15 protein-coding genes and 1 tRNA gene are annotated in these 15,814 nt (G+C 64.8%); 6 read left to right on the plus strand and 10 right to left on the minus strand.

Features of this window, described 5'->3' with window-relative positions:
• Positions 1-53: 53 nt before the first annotated feature.
• From AC1VNX_RS07995 to AC1VNX_RS08025, 7 genes are all read right to left on the minus strand, one after another.
• On the minus strand, positions 54-1,547 hold the full coding sequence (locus AC1VNX_RS07995) for an MBOAT family O-acyltransferase (protein WP_483156219.1): 1,494 nt from the start codon (positions 1,545-1,547) through the stop codon (positions 54-56).
• Between the two features lie 69 nt (positions 1,548-1,616).
• A complete protein-coding gene (coaE, locus tag AC1VNX_RS08000; protein ID WP_483156220.1) occupies positions 1,617-2,228 on the minus strand; it encodes a dephospho-CoA kinase in 612 nt (203 codons plus the stop codon).
• A gap of 7 nt (positions 2,229-2,235) precedes the next feature.
• Complete coding sequence (locus tag AC1VNX_RS08005) at positions 2,236-3,201, minus strand: prepilin peptidase (protein WP_483156221.1); 966 nt, start codon at positions 3,199-3,201, stop codon at positions 2,236-2,238.
• Positions 3,201-4,430 carry a type II secretion system F family protein gene (locus AC1VNX_RS08010; RefSeq protein WP_483156222.1) on the minus strand — a complete coding sequence of 410 codons (1,230 nt, stop codon included), beginning with the start codon at positions 4,428-4,430 and terminating at the stop codon, positions 3,201-3,203. The genes AC1VNX_RS08005 and AC1VNX_RS08010 overlap by 1 nt, the downstream gene beginning before the upstream one ends.
• 26 nt (positions 4,431-4,456) lie before the next feature.
• A complete protein-coding gene (gene pilB, locus AC1VNX_RS08015; RefSeq protein ID WP_483156223.1) occupies positions 4,457-6,190 on the minus strand; it encodes a type IV-A pilus assembly ATPase PilB in 1,734 nt (577 codons plus the stop codon).
• A gap of 116 nt (positions 6,191-6,306) precedes the next feature.
• Positions 6,307-6,383 (minus strand) — tRNA-Pro (locus tag AC1VNX_RS08020).
• 51 nt (positions 6,384-6,434) lie between these two features.
• The gene (locus AC1VNX_RS08025) at positions 6,435-7,427 is read right to left on the minus strand and encodes a polyprenyl synthetase family protein (protein WP_483156224.1); all 993 of its coding nucleotides are present in this window, start codon (positions 7,425-7,427) and stop codon (positions 6,435-6,437) included.
• A 196-nt stretch (positions 7,428-7,623) separates the two neighbouring features.
• Between AC1VNX_RS08025 and rplU the strand changes: the two genes are divergently transcribed.
• The 4 genes from rplU to proB all read left to right on the plus strand — a co-directional run bounded on the left by rplU (position 7,624) and on the right by proB (position 10,585).
• A complete protein-coding gene (gene rplU / locus AC1VNX_RS08030) occupies positions 7,624-7,935 on the plus strand; it encodes a 50S ribosomal protein L21 (RefSeq protein ID WP_057592097.1) in 312 nt (103 codons plus the stop codon).
• Between the two features lie 12 nt (positions 7,936-7,947).
• Positions 7,948-8,208 carry a 50S ribosomal protein L27 gene (gene rpmA / locus AC1VNX_RS08035; protein WP_093057448.1) on the plus strand — a complete coding sequence of 87 codons (261 nt, stop codon included), beginning with the start codon at positions 7,948-7,950 and terminating at the stop codon, positions 8,206-8,208.
• A 71-nt stretch (positions 8,209-8,279) separates the two neighbouring features.
• Positions 8,280-9,356, plus strand: coding sequence for an Obg family GTPase CgtA (gene cgtA / locus AC1VNX_RS08040; protein ID WP_483156225.1), 1,077 nt, complete (start codon positions 8,280-8,282; stop codon positions 9,354-9,356).
• 89 nt (positions 9,357-9,445) lie between these two features.
• Positions 9,446-10,585: a glutamate 5-kinase gene (gene proB, locus AC1VNX_RS08045; protein ID WP_483156226.1), complete on the plus strand. Its 1,140-nt coding sequence runs from the start codon at positions 9,446-9,448 to the stop codon at positions 10,583-10,585.
• A gap of 62 nt (positions 10,586-10,647) precedes the next feature.
• Here the strand turns inward: proB and AC1VNX_RS08050 are convergent, their stop codons facing one another.
• Both AC1VNX_RS08050 and AC1VNX_RS08055 read right to left on the minus strand, forming a co-directional pair.
• Positions 10,648-11,244, minus strand: a complete 597-nt coding sequence (locus tag AC1VNX_RS08050) for a CNP1-like family protein (protein WP_483156227.1) — start codon at positions 11,242-11,244, stop codon at positions 10,648-10,650.
• Complete coding sequence (locus tag AC1VNX_RS08055; protein ID WP_301506029.1) at positions 11,189-11,860, minus strand: RNA pyrophosphohydrolase; 672 nt, start codon at positions 11,858-11,860, stop codon at positions 11,189-11,191. The genes AC1VNX_RS08050 and AC1VNX_RS08055 overlap by 56 nt, the downstream gene beginning before the upstream one ends.
• Before the next feature lie 147 nt (positions 11,861-12,007).
• On the opposite strand from AC1VNX_RS08055, the gene AC1VNX_RS08060 reads away from it, so the two are divergent.
• Both AC1VNX_RS08060 and AC1VNX_RS08065 read left to right on the plus strand, forming a co-directional pair.
• Positions 12,008-13,753 carry a proline--tRNA ligase gene (locus AC1VNX_RS08060; protein ID WP_483156228.1) on the plus strand — a complete coding sequence of 582 codons (1,746 nt, stop codon included), beginning with the start codon at positions 12,008-12,010 and terminating at the stop codon, positions 13,751-13,753.
• Positions 13,750-14,439, plus strand: a complete 690-nt coding sequence (locus AC1VNX_RS08065) for a lytic transglycosylase domain-containing protein (RefSeq protein WP_483156229.1) — start codon at positions 13,750-13,752, stop codon at positions 14,437-14,439. The genes AC1VNX_RS08060 and AC1VNX_RS08065 overlap by 4 nt, the downstream gene beginning before the upstream one ends.
• 13 nt (positions 14,440-14,452) lie before the next feature.
• Here AC1VNX_RS08065 and paeA read toward each other — a convergent pair whose 3' ends face one another.
• A complete protein-coding gene (gene paeA, locus AC1VNX_RS08070; protein WP_483156230.1) occupies positions 14,453-15,769 on the minus strand; it encodes a polyamine export protein PaeA in 1,317 nt (438 codons plus the stop codon).
• Between the last annotated feature and the right edge of the window lie 45 nt (positions 15,770-15,814).

The raw sequence follows: 15,814 nt of genomic DNA on the forward strand, positions 1-15,814 counted from the left end.
CGAGGGGGCAGGAGAAGCGACACGAAGTGCGCGAAGCCTGGGGGAGATTCATTTCAGAACTGGAAATAGAGGAAGGGGCTGTAGCTGCCGAACTTCGACACGCACAGACCGAAAAGATAGACGCAGCCCAGGCCAGTGATCCAGGTGGCCAGGCGCTGCAGGCGCGGGCGCCCGGCCAGGCCGGCGACGGCGGGAATCCAGCGGTCGAGCGTGATCGTGGGGGGAAGTGCCAGGCAGATCACGATGCCGACCAGAAGCGTCTGGAAGAACTCGGGCTTGCGGAACGGCACGCGGAACTCGCTGAAGGCCGACACGGGCGCGCCGTGCATGCCCAGCATGCCCTTGTAGATTTCGATGGCGGCCGTCATGCTGTCGGCGCGGAAAACCACCCAGGCGATCATCACGCACAGGAAGGTGATGAACCAGCCGGCCACGCGGCCGAGCACCGTGCTGCCGGTCTTGCCGCGCCGCACCTTGGCGTTCCAGAAGTGGTTGACCATCAGGTAGAAGCCGTGCAGCGCGCCCCAGATCACGAAGGTCCAGGCGGCGCCGTGCCACAGGCCGCCCAGCAGCATCGTCAGAAACAGGTTGATGTAGCGCCGCGTCGGGCCCTTGCGGTTGCCGCCCAGCGGCACGTAGAGGTAGTCGCGCAGGAAGGTCGACAGCGAGATGTGCCAGCGGCGCCAGAACTCGATCATGTTGGTCGACTTGTAGGGCGACCTGAAGTTGAGCGGCAGCTGTACGCCCACGCACAGCGACAGGCCCACGGCCATGTCGGAGTAGCCCGAGAAGTCGAAGTAGATCTGCAGCGTGTACGCCAGCACGCCGAACCAGGCCGTGTACAGCGAGGGCATCACGCCTTCATGCACGCCCTTGAACATCATGTCGGCGTACTGGCCCATCGGGTCGGCGATGAGCATCTTCTTGGCGAGGCCGAAGACGAAGATGCCCAGGCCCAGCGCGATGTTGTTGGCGTTGATCCTGTAGGTGGCCGGGCTGTTGAACTGCGGCATCATCTGCGCGTGATGCAGCACGGGGCCCGCGATCAGGTGCGGGAAGTAGGTCACGAACAGCACGTAGTGGATGAAGCTGCGCTCGTGCACCTTGCCCTGCCAGCAGTCGACCAGGAAGGCGATCTGGGTGAAGGTGTAGAACGAGATGCCGATGGGCAGCACGATGTGCACCAGATCGATCTGCGGAAGGCCCGCCGCGGCCAGGCCGGCATCGACGTTCTCGAGGAAGAAGTTGGCGTACTTGAAGACCGCCAGCACCCCCAGGTTGACCACCAGCGCGATGATCAGCAGCGTCTTGCGGTACTTGTCTTCCCGGCTGGGGGAGGGCGTGAGCCGCAGCCCGAACCAGTAGTTGACGCAGATCGATCCCAGCAGCAGGGGAAGCGCCTTGACGCTCCACCATCCGTAGAAGAAGAGGGAAGCCAGTGCCAGGAACCCCGCCGCCGACCGGGGGCTGCGCGCACCGATCAGGAAGAAGCCGATCAGGACCAGCGGGAAGAAAACGAAGATGAAGGGATACGAATTGAAAAGCATCGTGAGGGGCGCTTGGGCATGCGCCGTTTGACGTGATCGTCCTTTTGCCGTCGCGGCGTCAACCCCAAATTATCGCGTGCTTGACTTAGCCCACCGCTCCCAGAGACCCCGGACCTCTTGAGCGAGTTCCTCCAGGGTCAGGGACTCGTTGTAAATCACGGCGTCGGCAGCAGCCCGGCGTGCCCGGCGCGGCGCCTGCTGGGCGATCACCGCCTTGACCGTCTCGGGTGCCCAACCCGAGCGCGCGACGACGCGTTTCAGCTGTGTTTCCTCGGTGGCGTCGACCACCAGCACCCGCTCGACGATGGCACGCCAGCGGCCGGATTCGACCAGCAGGGGAACGTCGAACACGACGACCGCATCCTCGCCCGCCGCGGCGGCCTGGCGCTGGGTTTCGGCACCGATCAGGGGATGGAGGATGGATTCGAGCCGGGCCTTGGCACCGGCATCCGCGAACACGATCTGGCGCATTGCCGCTCGGTCCAGGCCGCCGGCCGGGTCTATGACCCCGGGGCCGAAGGCGGCTTCCAGGGCGGGCATCGCGATGCCGCCCGGCAGGGCGATGGAACGCGCGATGGCGTCGGTGTCCACGAGCACCGCCCCCTGGGCCACCAGAAGGCCGGCGACAGTGCTCTTGCCGCTGCCTATGCCGCCTGTCAGGCCGATGCGCCGCACCACCATGCGGATGTCAGTGGATCAGTGCGCCGAGCGGAAAGGCGAACGGAATCCACTGCCTCACGACTTCGGGGCCCGCCACGAGGCAGACGAGGCCCGCACCGGCCAGGAAGGGGCCGAAGGCGATCGGGATGTCCTTGTGCGCCAGCTTGCCGGCGATGCGCAAAGAGATGCCGATCACCGCGCCCACCAGCGAAGAGACGAGGATGATCGCGATGAGGTAGTCGGCGCCAAGCCAGGCACCCAGCGCCGCCAGCAGTTTGAAGTCTCCATAGCCCATGCCTTCCTTGCCCGTGACCAGGCGAAAGGCATGGTACACAAGCCAGAGGCTCAGATAGCCGAACACAGCGCCCCAGACAGCCGAACTCAACGAAACACCTGTCCAGCCCATGGCCGCGCCGATCAGGCCGAGCCAGAGCAAGGGGTAGTTGAGCGAGTCGGGCAGGAATTGGGTGTCGAAGTCGATCAGGAACTGGCAGATCAGGAAGGCGCCGAATGCGGCCCACAGCGCCCCCGTTGGTGTAATGCCGAAGCGCCAGGCACACAGGGCGAACAGGGCGCCAGTGACCAGTTCGACCAGCGGGTAGCGCGGGCTGATGGTGGTCTTGCACGAAGAGCAACGCCCGCGCAGCACGGCATAGCTCAGCACGGGGATGTTCTCGTACCAGCGGATCTTGTGGCCGCAGGCGCCGCAGCGCGACGCGGGGCGCATCAGGTCGAAAGGGGGCTGTTTCTCGACGATCTCGGCCGCCTTGTCGGCCGCGGCCTCCAGCCCGGCTGGCGCCGCGACCTTCGGCCCGAATGCCAGCGACCAGAGCGAGGGCGCGTCCTTCGACGACATGAGATTGGCGACGGCGTCGGCAAGCCACTCGCGGTACATCATCACCGGCACGCGGTAGATGACGACGTTCATGAAGCTGCCGATCAATAGCCCCAGGACACCGGCGAAGACGGTGTCGAACTCCCGCGAAACCAGCATCAAACGACCTGGCCGAGCTTGAAGATGGGCAGGTACATCGACACGACGATGCCGCCGATGATGGTGCCGAGGAACACGATGATGATCGGCTCCATCAGGCTGGAGAGGCCGGCGACCATGTCGTCCACCTCGGATTCGTAGAAGTCTGCGGCCTTGCCCAGCATGTGGTCGATGGAACCGGATTCCTCGCCGATGGCGGTCATCTGGATCACCATGGACGGGAACAGGTTGGCGTTGGTCATTGCGGCCGTGAGGCTGGTGCCGGTGGAGACTTCCTGCTGGATCTTTGTCGTTGCGTCGCCGTAGACGGTATTGCCGGAGGCGCCGCCCACGGAGTCGAGCGCTTCGACCAGCGGGACGCCGGCGGCGAACATGGTGGCCAGTGTGCGGGTCCAGCGGGCAACGCAGGATTTTTCGATCAGCGCGCCGAAGATCGGCACTTTCAGCAAGAGGCGGTCCATGAATCGCTGGAAGCGCTCGTTGCGTTTCCATGCTTGCAGGAAGAAATAGACCCCGCCGCCGACGCCGCCGAAGATCAGCCACCAGTAGGAGACGAAGAACTCGCTCATCGCCATCACGAACAGCGTCGGGGCAGGCAGGTCGGCTCCGAACGACGTGAACACCTGCTTGAACGCCGGGATCACGAAGATCATGATGATGGCCACCACCACGAACGCCACGACGATCACGGAAGTGGGGTACATCAGCGCCGATTTGATCTTCGACTTGATCGCCTCGGTCTTCTCCATGTAGGTAGCCAGCCGGTCCAGCAGTTCTTCCAGAATACCGGCCGCTTCACCCGCCTCCACCAGGTTGCAGTAGAGGTTGTCGAAGTACTTCGGAAACTTGCGGAAGGCGGCTGACAGCGAAGTGCCGGTTTCCACGTCGCTTCGGATGTCGTTGAGCAGCTTGGCCACGCTCGCGTTCGCATTGCCGCGTCCGACGATGTCGAAGGACTGCATCAGGGGCACGCCGGCCTTCATCATGGTCGCCAGCTGGCGCGTGAAGATCGCGATGTCCTTCGGCTTGATCGCCTTGCCCGAGCGCATGCGGCGCTTCTTGATCTTGGACGCGAGCACGCCTTGTCGGCGCAGCGCGGCCTGAACCTGGTTTTCGCCGGCAGCACGAAGTTCGCCGCGCACCAGCTTGCCGTTGCGGTCCTTGCCTTCCCATTCGAAGACAAATTCCTTGTGTGTAGGCTGGTTGCGAGAGGATGCCACTGTAGCCATTCGATCTCCGGTCTTCGGTATGTTCGTTATTCGTTGGTGCAGGCCACCACTTCTTCGAGCGAAGTGAGACCTTGCATGACCTTGCGCAGGCCCGACTGGCGCAGCGAGCGCACGCCCTCTGCCTCCGACTGCGTGGCGATGTCGAGCGCACTGCCGTCGCGCAGGATGATTTCCTGGATGGCTTCCGAGATCGGCATCACCTGGTAGATGCCGACGCGGCCCTTGTAGCCGCCACTGCAGGCGGAGCAGCCGACGGGGCGGTAGGGCTTCCAGGAACCGTCGAGCTCTTCTTCCTTGAAGCCCGCCTCGAGCAGCGTTTCGCGCGGGACGTCGGCCGGCAGCTTGCAGACGGTGCACAGGCGCCGCGCGAGGCGCTGGGCCGTGATCAGGATCACGCTCGAGGCGATGTTGAACGGCGCGATGCCCATGTTGCGCATCCGGGTGAGCGTGGTCGGCGCGTCGTTGGTGTGCAGCGTGGAGAGCACCAGGTGGCCCGTTTGGGCCGCCTTGATCGAGATGTCGGCGGTCTCGAGGTCGCGGATTTCGCCGACCATGATGATGTCGGGATCCTGGCGCAGGAAGGCGCGCAGCGCAGCCGCGAAGGTCAGGCCCGCGCGTTCGTTGACGTTGACCTGGTTGACGCCGGGCAGGTTGATTTCCGACGGGTCTTCAGCCGTCGCGATGTTCACGCCGGGCTGGTTCAGCAGGTTCAGGCAGGTGTAGAGCGACACCGTCTTGCCCGAGCCGGTGGGGCCGGTGACGAGCACCATGCCGTAAGGGCGGCCGATGGCATGCAGCAGCCGCGCCTTTTCATCCGCGTCGTAGCCGAGGGCGTCGATGCCCAGTCGTGCGCTGCTCGGGTCGAGAATACGAACCACGATCTTCTCGCCGAACAGCGTGGGCAGCGTGCTCACGCGGAAGTCGATCACGCGGTCGGGCCCGATCTTGAGCTTCATGCGGCCGTCTTGCGGAACGCGTTTCTCCGAGATGTCGAGCCTGGAAATGACCTTGATGCGCGAGGCCAGCTTGTCCTTGATGACGGTGGGTGGGCTGGCGACTTCGCGCAGCTCGCCGTCGACCCGGAAGCGCACGCGGTAGTTGTGCTCGTAGGGTTCGAAGTGGATGTCCGATGCCCGCATGCTCACGGCGTCGAGCAGCATCTTGTGCAGGAAGCGCACGACCGGCGCATCTTCGACTTCGGCGATGGCCTGGTCGTTGCTCTCGTTCGTTGTCTCGGCGGAAACGTCGTCGAACTCGAACTCGCTGCCGACGATGCTGTTGATGGTTTCCGCCGCGCTGACGGCGGCGGCCTCGATCATCCGCGACAGCTTGTCGTATTCGGCGATGACCCAGTCGACGCCCATCTGGGAGGCGAACTTGATCTTTTCCGCGGCTTGTTGATCGGAGGGATCGGCTGTCGCAACGATCAGACGGTTGTTGCGCTTGCTGAGGACGACGATGCGGTATGCATGGCACAGCTTCTGGTCGACCAGATCCTTCGGCAGGCGCTGCGGGTCGATGGCGTCGAGATCGAGCAGCGGGGCGCCGAATGCGGAGGAAAGTGTGTGGGCGAGGTCGGCTGCCGAGACGGCGCCGGAGCCGGTCAGCTCAGCGATGAAGCTGGTGCGACCGCTGAGGGACTTCTGATAGATGTCCTCGGCGACCCTGGCAGGCAACTTGCCGGCCGAGACCAGGGCGCGCGCAAGCCCGGGTAGGGCAATTTGCGAAGGTTCTTTAACAGGAAGTTCGGCTGCAGCCATTCAGCGAGTGAAAAAGATGTGAAAATTTGCTTCACGATCATCGCTGAACAGTCCTGTGCTGTAAATCGCTACACAGCAACAGGCTGGCCATTTGTCCATTAATGCCAGCCAAAGGCTGGTCGGGGTGAGAGGATTCGAACCTCCGGCCTCTACGTCCCGAACGTAGCGCTCTACCAGGCTAAGCTACACCCCGATGGTTGCAAGAAAAAAGAAATCGTCCTAGATGCCAACTCAGGTGAGGTGTTCAGGCACGTCGCTCAAGCAACTGAGCCGCCAATTGTAGCAAACCTGAAGCGTGCAAATTGGACGGGAAATCTTTTAGTGCGTGGATCGCGCGTTGCGCTTCGGCTGCGGCAGCCGCGCGCGAGGCATCCAGGGCGCCGGTTTCCTGAACGATCTCGATGACCTTGCCCAGTTGGGCGGTGTCGCCCGCCTCGATGGCGGCGCGTACCAGTTCACTCTGTGCCGGGCTGCCTCGTTGCATTGCAAAAATGAGAGGCAGCGTGGTCTTGCCTTCGCGCAGGTCGTCCCCGACGTTCTTGCCTGTTTCGTTGGCGTCGCCCGTGTAGTCCAGCACGTCGTCGATCACCTGGAAGGCGGTGCCCAGCGCTTGGCCGTAGGTGGCGCAGGCTTCTTCCATTTCGGGCGTGGCATTCGCCAGTACGGCTGCGAGGCGGGTACTGGCTTCGAAGAGCTTCGCCGTCTTCGAGCGGATCACGCGCAGATAGGCCGCTTCGTCCAGCGACGCGTCGTGCATGTTCATCAGCTGAAGCACCTCGCCCTCGGCGATGATGTTGGTGGCTTCGGCCAGGATCTGCATCACACGCATGTTGTTGGCATCCAACATCATCTGGAATGCGCGCGAGTAGAGGAAGTCGCCGACCAGCACGCTGGCCGGGTTGCCGAATGATTCGTTGGCCGTAGCCCGTCCGCGCCGCAGGGTCGATTCGTCGACCACGTCGTCGTGCAGCAGGGTTGCCGTATGAATGAACTCCACCACGGCCGCCAGATTGAAGCGCTGCTCGCCGGTATAGCCCAGTGCTCCCGACATCAGGAGCAGCAGTGCTGGTCGCAGGCGCTTTCCGCCGGCGGAAATGATGTACCTGGAAACCTGGCTGACCAGCGGCACGCCCGTGTCGAGGCGGCGGGCGATCACTCGGTCGACTTCGACCATGTCGCCGGCAATCAGGTCCAGCACGGTGGCGGTGGGGGAGGTGTCGGCGGCTGGAACTGGCAAAGCGAAGGCGCGGGGCGCTGCTGAGTGTTGTGTGTGGGCGGCCCAGGCGGGTGCAGGGCCGGAAGGCGCAAATTATAGGGAGCCGAAGCGGCTTGCCGGTGGGGTTGCGCCCTGAAAGTGGCTAGGGGGCACAAACCGCGCTATAATCGCGGGCTCTGCGGAATTCGCCGTGGAGACTCATTTCTAAGAGGTTTACATGTACGCGGTCATAAAAACCGGTGGCAAGCAGTATCGCGTTGCTTCCGGCGAGAAAATCAAAGTAGAACAGATTGCTGCGGACGTAGGCCAGGAAATCGTGATCGACCAGGTTCTGGCCGTCGGCAACGGCGCTGAAATCAAGGTTGGCACGCCCCTGGTGTCCGGTGCAACAGTGACGGTCACTGTGCTGTCGCACGGCAAGCACGACAAGGTTCGCATCTTCAAGATGCGCCGTCGCAAGCACTATCAGAAACGTCAAGGCCATCGCCAGCAGTTCACCGAGCTGCAAATCGGCGCGATCGCTGGCTAAGGAGCAGATTCCATGGCACAGAAAAAAGGCGGCGGCTCAACGCGAAACGGGCGCGATTCCAAGCCCAAGATGCTCGGCGTGAAGGCTTTCGGCGGCGAACTGATCAGCGCAGGCTCGATCATCGTGCGCCAGCGCGGCACCCAGTTCCACCCCGGCGTGAACGTCGGCGTGGGCAAGGACCACACGCTGTTCGCCCTGGTCGACGGCCATGTGTCGTTCGGTACCAAGGGTGCGCTCAACAAGCACACGGTCAACGTGACTCCCGCGGCTTAAGCCCCGAGTCGAATCGACCTTCCCGAGGCCCCGCATTGCCGGGGCTTCTTCATTTGTAAACTGGACATCCCATGAAGTTCGTCGACGAAGCCTTCATCGACATCGCCGCGGGCGATGGCGGGAACGGCTGCGTGTCGTTCCGTCATGAGAAGTACAAGGAATTCGGCGGCCCCAACGGCGGCGACGGCGGCCGTGGCGGCCACGTGTTCGCGGTGGCCGATTCCAACCTCAACACGCTGGTCGATTTCCGCTATTCGCGCCGCCACGAGGCGAAACGCGGCGAGCACGGCATGGGCTCCGACATGTTCGGTGCCGCGGGCGATGACATCACGCTCAAGATGCCGGTCGGAACGATCATCTCCGACGCCGAAACCGGCGAGGTGCTGTTCGAGCTGCTGAAAGACGGCGAGGTCATCACCATCGCCAAGGGCGGCGACGGCGGCTTCGGCAACATGCGCTTCAAGAGTGCCATCAACCGCGCCCCGCGCCAGAAGACTCCCGGCTGGCCCGGCGAGAAGCGCAGCCTCAAGCTCGAACTCAAGGTGCTGGCCGATGTCGGCCTGCTCGGCATGCCGAATGCCGGCAAGTCGACGCTGATCAGCGCCATCTCGAACGCCCGCCCGCGCATCGCGGACTATCCCTTCACCACGTTGCACCCGAACCTGGGTGTGGTGCGCGTCGGCCCCGAGCAGAGCTTCGTGGTGGCCGACCTGCCCGGCCTGATCGAAGGCGCGTCCGAAGGCGCCGGCCTCGGCCATCTTTTCCTGCGGCACCTGCAGCGCACGCGCCTGCTGCTGCACGTGGTCGACATGGCCCCGTTCGACGACAGCGTCGATCCGGTGGCGCAGGCCAAGGCCATCGTGGGCGAGCTGAAGAAATACGATGCCGACCTGTACGAGAAGCCGCGCTGGCTCGTGCTGAACAAGCTCGACATGGTGCCTTCCGACGAACGCGCCGCGCGCATCAAGGATTTCGTGAAGCGCCTGCGCTTCAAGGGCCCGGTGTTCGAAATCTCGGCGCTCACGCGCGAAGGCTGCGAGCATCTGGTGCAGGCCATCTACCAGCAGGTGAAGGCACAACAGGTGGCCGAGCACCAGCCGGTCGAGGTCGATCCGCGCTTCGTGCCCCTGCCTCCCGAAGGCTCCTGAGCGGCACCTGTCGCAGCATCGACGGCCCGGCGTTACCGGGCCACAAGACAGAAACCCCAGCAGTATCCAAAGACCGTAGCACCCCAAAAATGACCTCGAACTCCGGATCCACTGCGTTGCGGGATGCCCGCCGAATCGTCGTCAAGGTGGGCTCCAGCCTCGTGACCAACGAGGGGCGCGGTCTCGACGAGGCCGCCATCGGCGAGTGGTGCCGGCAGCTGGCCGCGCTGGTGCGCGACGGTCGCGAGGTCGTGATGGTGTCGAGCGGCGCGATCGCCGAAGGCATGAAGCGTCTCGGCTGGCGCACGCGGCCGCATGAAATCAATGAGCTTCAGGCCGCCGCGGCCGTCGGTCAGATGGGTCTGGCCCAGATGTACGAGACCAAGCTGCGCGAGAACGAGATCGGCAGCGCACAGGTGCTGCTGACCCACGCCGACCTGGCCGACCGCGAGCGCTACCTCAATGCCCGCTCGACCCTGGTCACGCTGCTCAAGCTGGGCGTGGTCCCGGTGATCAACGAGAACGACACGGTCGTCAACGACGAGATCAAGTTCGGCGACAACGACACGCTCGGCGCCCTGGTGGCCAACCTGGTCGAAGCCGATGCGCTGGTCATCCTCACCGACCAGAAGGGCCTCTACACGGCCGACCCGCGCAAGGACCCCGAAGCGAAGTTCGTGCACGAAGCCGCCGCGGGCGACCCGGCGCTCGAGGCCATGGCCGGCGGCGCCGGTTCGAGCATCGGCAAGGGCGGCATGATCACCAAGATCCTCGCGGCCAAGCGCGCCGCAGGTTCGGGCGCCTCCACGGTCATCGCCTGGGGTCGCGAGGCCGACGCGCTGCTGCGGCTGGCGAAGGGCGAGTCCATCGGCACGCTGCTGGTGGCGCAGACCGCCAAGCATCAGGCCCGCAAGCGCTGGATGGCCGACCACCTGCAACTGCGTGGTGCCGTCGTCGTCGATGCGGGCGCGGCCGCCAAGGTGCGGGCCGAGGGCAAGAGCCTGCTGCCTATCGGCATGACCAGCGTGTCGGGCGAGTTCTCGCGCGGCGACGTGATCGCGGTGCGCGATGCCGATGGTGTCGAGCTGGCCAGGGGCCTCGCCAACTATTCGAGCGTGGAGGCCCGCCTGCTGTGCCGCAAGCCCTCGTCCGAATTCGAGCGCCTGCTGGGCTACGTGGCGGAGCCGGAAATGGTCCACCGCGACAACATGGTGCTGATGCCGGGCTGAGAAGAAGGCAAAACAAGAACGGGGCCCATGGGCCCCGTTTTTCATCTGTCAGCGCAGGGCGCTTACTGCACTTCCCGCACAGGATTGCGGATGTTCTGGACCATGTCGCTCACCGAGGCACGCGGCGCATTGCCGCGGCAAAGCGCCTGCGTCGCCAGCTTGCGGGTGTAGCTGGAATTCATGTCGCTCAGGCGCTTCCACTCCGGCTTCTGCACATCCTGCCAGGTGCCGTTGTTGTAGCGTGCATAGCTCTTCATCTCGGCCGTGGAGCAGCGAACGCCTTCGTAGAAGGCGTTGGTCGCACCGCCACTGCGGTTCTGGGCCACCACCACGTAGCGCACGATGCCGTCGCCCGTGACGGCGATCGTCTGCGGATCGACGCCGAACTTCAGGCTCATGTAAGGCGGCATTTCGATCGGCAGCAGGCGGCTTTCAGCGAAGGCTGGCGGCGGTGGCGTAGCTGTCTCCTCCCACTCCTTGTCCGTCTCGTACCGCTTGGGCGGCGGTGGCATGCCGGCCTGCGCCCAGTCGGGGTTGTCGGTGTCGTGCGGGCCGGAGGCGCATCCCGCGAGGATGCCGAAACAGGCCAGAAGGAGGACGCGCTCAGCGCTGCGTCGGAAGGGGCGGTGGTGCCTTGTTGTCGTGGACAGGAGGTTCATTGCTCGCTGAAGGAATGTCGGGATGCGGATCGAAACTGCCGCCGGGCGGCAGATCCAGTCCGGGAGGCGCCCCGGCGTCCGGCGAATGGCGCTCGAATTCTCGGGCGCGCACGTTGCTGCGCAGGAAGCGGTTGCGGAAATCCTGCCTCGGCAGGTAGCGAGCGAGCTCGGTGAGCGCCATCTCGTAGACGCCGCGCTTGAACTCGACGACAACGTCGAGCGGCACCCAGTAGTCATGCCAGCGCCAGGCGTCGAATTCGGGGTGGTCAGTTGCACGCAGGTTGAGATCCCAGTCGTGGCCGACGAGTTGCAGCAAGTACCAGATTTGTTTCTGGCCCTTGTAGTGGCCCCGTGCGTCACGGCGAATGAACCGATCCGGCACCTCGTAGCGCAACCAGTCGCGGGTACGGGCAACGATGCGCACATGCTCCGGGTGGAGCCCCACTTCCTCGTGCAGTTCCCGGAACATGGCCTGTTCGGGACTTTCGCCGCGATCTATGCCGCCTTGCGGAAACTGCCAGGAATGCGTGCGTATGCGCTTGCCCCAGAAAACCTGGTTTCTCTGGTTGAGCAGGATGATGCCGACGTTGGGCCTGAAGCCGTCCCGGTCGAGCATAATCAAACCCCAATTTTTGAACTGAGTCGATTATGCATGCCGGGTTGCCCTCGGCAAGCTGCCGATGCCAGGCTCTCAGGGTCTCTCCGGGGGAGCAGTTCCCCACTTCCGAACCTCGAATCCAGCGAATCCATCACCGCAATCCCGATGAAAGCTTCCCGTTTTTTCGTCTCCACCCTCAAGGAAGCGCCCGCTGACGCCGAAGTGGCGAGCCACCGTCTCATGATGCGGGCCGGCATGATCAAGAAGCTCGGCACGGGCATCTACACCTACATGCCCATGGGGCTGCGCGTGATCCGCAAGGTGGAGGCCATCGTGCGCGAGGAGATGAACCGCGCCGGCGCCGTCGAGATGACCATGCCCGTGGTGCAGCCGGCCGAGTTCTGGCAGGAGACCGGCCGCTTCGAGAAGATGGGCCCCGAGCTGCTGCGCATCAAGGACCGTCACGATCGCGACTTCGTGATCCAGCCGACCAGCGAAGAAGTCGTGACCGACATCGCCCGGCAGGAAATCCGCAGCTACAAGCAGCTGCCGAAGAACTTCTACCAGATCCAGACCAAGTTCCGTGACGAGCGCCGTCCGCGCTTTGGCCTGATGCGCGGGCGCGAGTTCATCATGAAGGACGCCTACAGCTTCGACCGCGACCTCGACGCCGCCAAGGCCAGCTACCAGGTCATGGCGCAGGCCTACCGCAACATCTTCGACCGATTCGGCCTGCGCTACCGCGCCGTGGCGGCCGACAGCGGCGCCATCGGCGGCGACCTGAGCGAGGAATTCCAGGTGATCGCCGCCACCGGCGAGGACGCCATCGTCTACTGCCCCGACAGCGACTACGCCGCCAACATGGAAAAGGCCGAGGCGCTGGCCCCGGCCGGCCCGCGTCCGGCGCCCGCCAAGGCGCTCGAGAAGACGCCGACCCCCGGCAAGAGCACCTGCGCCGACGTGGCCGAGCTGCTCGGCGTGCCGCTTTCGACCACCATCAAGTCGCTGGTGCTGGCCACCGACGTCCTCGACGAGTCTGGCGACATCAAGGGCTCGCAGGTCTGGCTGCTGCTGCTGCGCGGCGATCACGACATGAACGAGATCAAGGTCGGCAAGCTGCCGGGCCTGAACCAGGGCTTCCGCTTCGCGACCCTGGCCGAAATCGAAGATCACTTCGGCTGCAAGCCCGGCTACCTGGGCCCGCTGAACCTCAAGAAGCCCGTCAAGCTCGTGGCCGACCGCGAAGCCGCCGTGATGGCCGACTGGATCACCGGCGCCAACGAAGTCGACTTCCACATGACCGGCGTCAACTGGGGCCGTGACCTGCCCGAGCCCGACCTGGTGGCCGACATCCGCAACGTGGTCGCGGGCGACGCCTCGCCCGACGGCAAGGGTGTGCTGGCCATCGAGCGCGGCATCGAAGTGGGCCATGTGTTCGTGCTGGGCACCAAGTACAGCAAGGACATGAACGCCACCTACCTCGACGAAGGCGGCAAGCCGCAGTTCCTCGAGATGGGTTGCTACGGCATCGGCATCACCCGCCTGCCGGCGGCCGCCATCGAACAGAACCATGACGAGCGCGGCATCATCTGGCCCGACGCGCTGGCACCGTTCACCGTGGTGGTCTGCCCGATCGGCATGGACCGCAGTCCCGAGGTCAAGGTGGCGGCCGAAGCGCTCTACGAAGAGCTGCTCGCCAAGGGCGTCGACGTGCTGCTCGACGACCGCGGCGAGCGCCCCGGCGCGATGTTCGCCGACTGGGAACTGATCGGCGTGCCGCACCGCGTGGTCATCTCGGACCGCGGCCTCAAGGAAGGCCAGCTCGAATACCAGCATCGCCGCGACACGGCCGCCACTAAGGTGCCGGCTGCCGGCATCGCCGAGTTCATCGGCGGCAAGCTCGCCAAATGAGCCTGGAGGGCGGCCTCTCGCGACGCCAGTGCCTGGGCGGCGCCGTGACGGCGGGTGCCCTCGCAGTGCTGTCGCTGCCGCAGGCCGCCATGGCCGGCGCGCAGATCGAGGAGCCGCTGATCGACTCGGTGCGCACCGCGCTGAGTTCGGCCATCCACAACAAGGCGCCGCCGGTGCCCCAGTTCGCGAACACCGAAGCCCGCCTGGCCTACCTGCGCTGGCTCGGCGAGATGAGCGAGCGCCTCAAGAAGAAGATCGCCGATGCGCCCTCGCGCATCGAATTCCTGCAGACCGCCTGGTACGAAGCCAAGCGCTCGGGGCTCGAAGTGAGCCTGGTGCTGGGCCTGATCCAGGTCGAGAGCAATTTCCGCAAGTTCGCGGTGTCGAGCGCCGGCGCGCGCGGCTACATGCAGGTCATGCCGTTCTGGACGCGCGTGATCGGCGACAGCGATTCGGCCAAGCTCTTCCACATGCAGACCAACCTGCGCTTCGGCTGCGTCATCCTTCGCCACTACCTCGACCGCGAGAATGGCGACCTGTTCATGACGCTGGGCCGCTACAACGGCAGCCGCGGCAAGTCGCCGTACCCGAACGCGGTGTTCTCCAACCAGCGGCTCTGGGTGTTCAACGACAGGGAACGCGAGAAAGAGCAGCAGCAACAGCAGCGCGACCGCTCGGCGGCCTGAAGCTCTCTTCTGTTCAGTTCGCGGGCGCCTTGGCGGTGCCCGAGCCCTTGGTGACCATCACCTGGTCGATGCGGTAGCTGTCGACGTCCATCACCTCGAAGGTGTAGCCGCCCCAGCTCACGTTGTCGGTGCGCTTGGGCACGCGGCGCAGCATCACCATCAGGAAGCCGGCCAGCGTCTCGTATTCCTCGGCGTGCGGCATTTCGTCGATCTGCAGCGCGCGCTGAACGTCCTGGATCGGCGTGACGCCGTCGATCAGCCACGAGTTCTCGTCGCGCCGCACGATCTGTTCCTCGTCTGGCGCGGACGTGGACACCAGGTCGCCCATCACCGTGCTCATCACGTCGTTCAGCGTGATCACGCCCACCACCAGGCTGTACTCGTTGACGATGATCGCGAAGTCCTCGTGTGCCTGCTGGAACTGCTCCAGCACCTCGGTGAGCGACAGCCGGTCGGGAATGACCAGCGCCTTGTGCAGCGGCAGCCCCTGGTCGAAAGCCAGCGGCTGGCCGCTGAGCACGCGCTGGAACATGTCCTTGGCGTCCACGTAGCCCAGCACGTGGTCGATGTCGCCGTCGCACACCGGGTACGCCGAGAAGGGCTCGGCGATGATGCGCGCGCGCAGCACCGTCTCGGGGTCGTCGTGCAAGAACCAGGTGATGTTGTCGCGCACCGTCATCACGCTGCTGACCAGGCGCGTGTCGAGCTCGAACACGTTGGCGATCACCTGCTGCTCGCGCGCCGCGAGCACGCCGGCCTGCGCGCCGGCCTCGGTCATCGCGAGGATGTCGGCCGATGTGATCTTGTCGTCGCGCGCCATCGGCATGCCCAGCAGCTTGAACAGCAGGTCGGTGCAGCGCGTGAAGAACCACACCAGCGGCTTGAAGGTGGTGATCAGCAGCAGCATCGGCCCCACCATGCGCACTGCCAGCCGCTCGGGGTTGCTCATGCCCAGCCGCTTGGGGAACAGGTCGGCGAACACCAGGAACACCGCGATGATGATCACGAAGGAGCACAGAAAGGCCGCGCTGGCCGAGGCCTCGGGGCTCAGCCACTTCTCGAAGAAGACCGCGAAGTACGGGCTCAGCGAGCCTTCGCCCACCACGCCGCCAAGGATCGCCACCGCGTTGAGCCCGATCTGCACCACGGTGAAGTAGTGGCCCGGCTGCTCCTGCACGCGCAGCACCTTCTCGGCCCGAGGGTCGCCCTCGTCGGCCATCTGGCGCAGACGCAGGCGGCGCGAGGCGGCGAGGGTGATTTCAGCGAGGGAGAAGAACGCGCTCATCGCGATCAGCAGCGCGATGATGAGCAGGCTTTGGGTCAGGGTCATGGTGGCACGTCGAAGACGGCCATCATGGTGCCATGACTCGGCACC

It is taken from the genome of Variovorax sp. TLI9-5A (assembly GCF_056867935.1).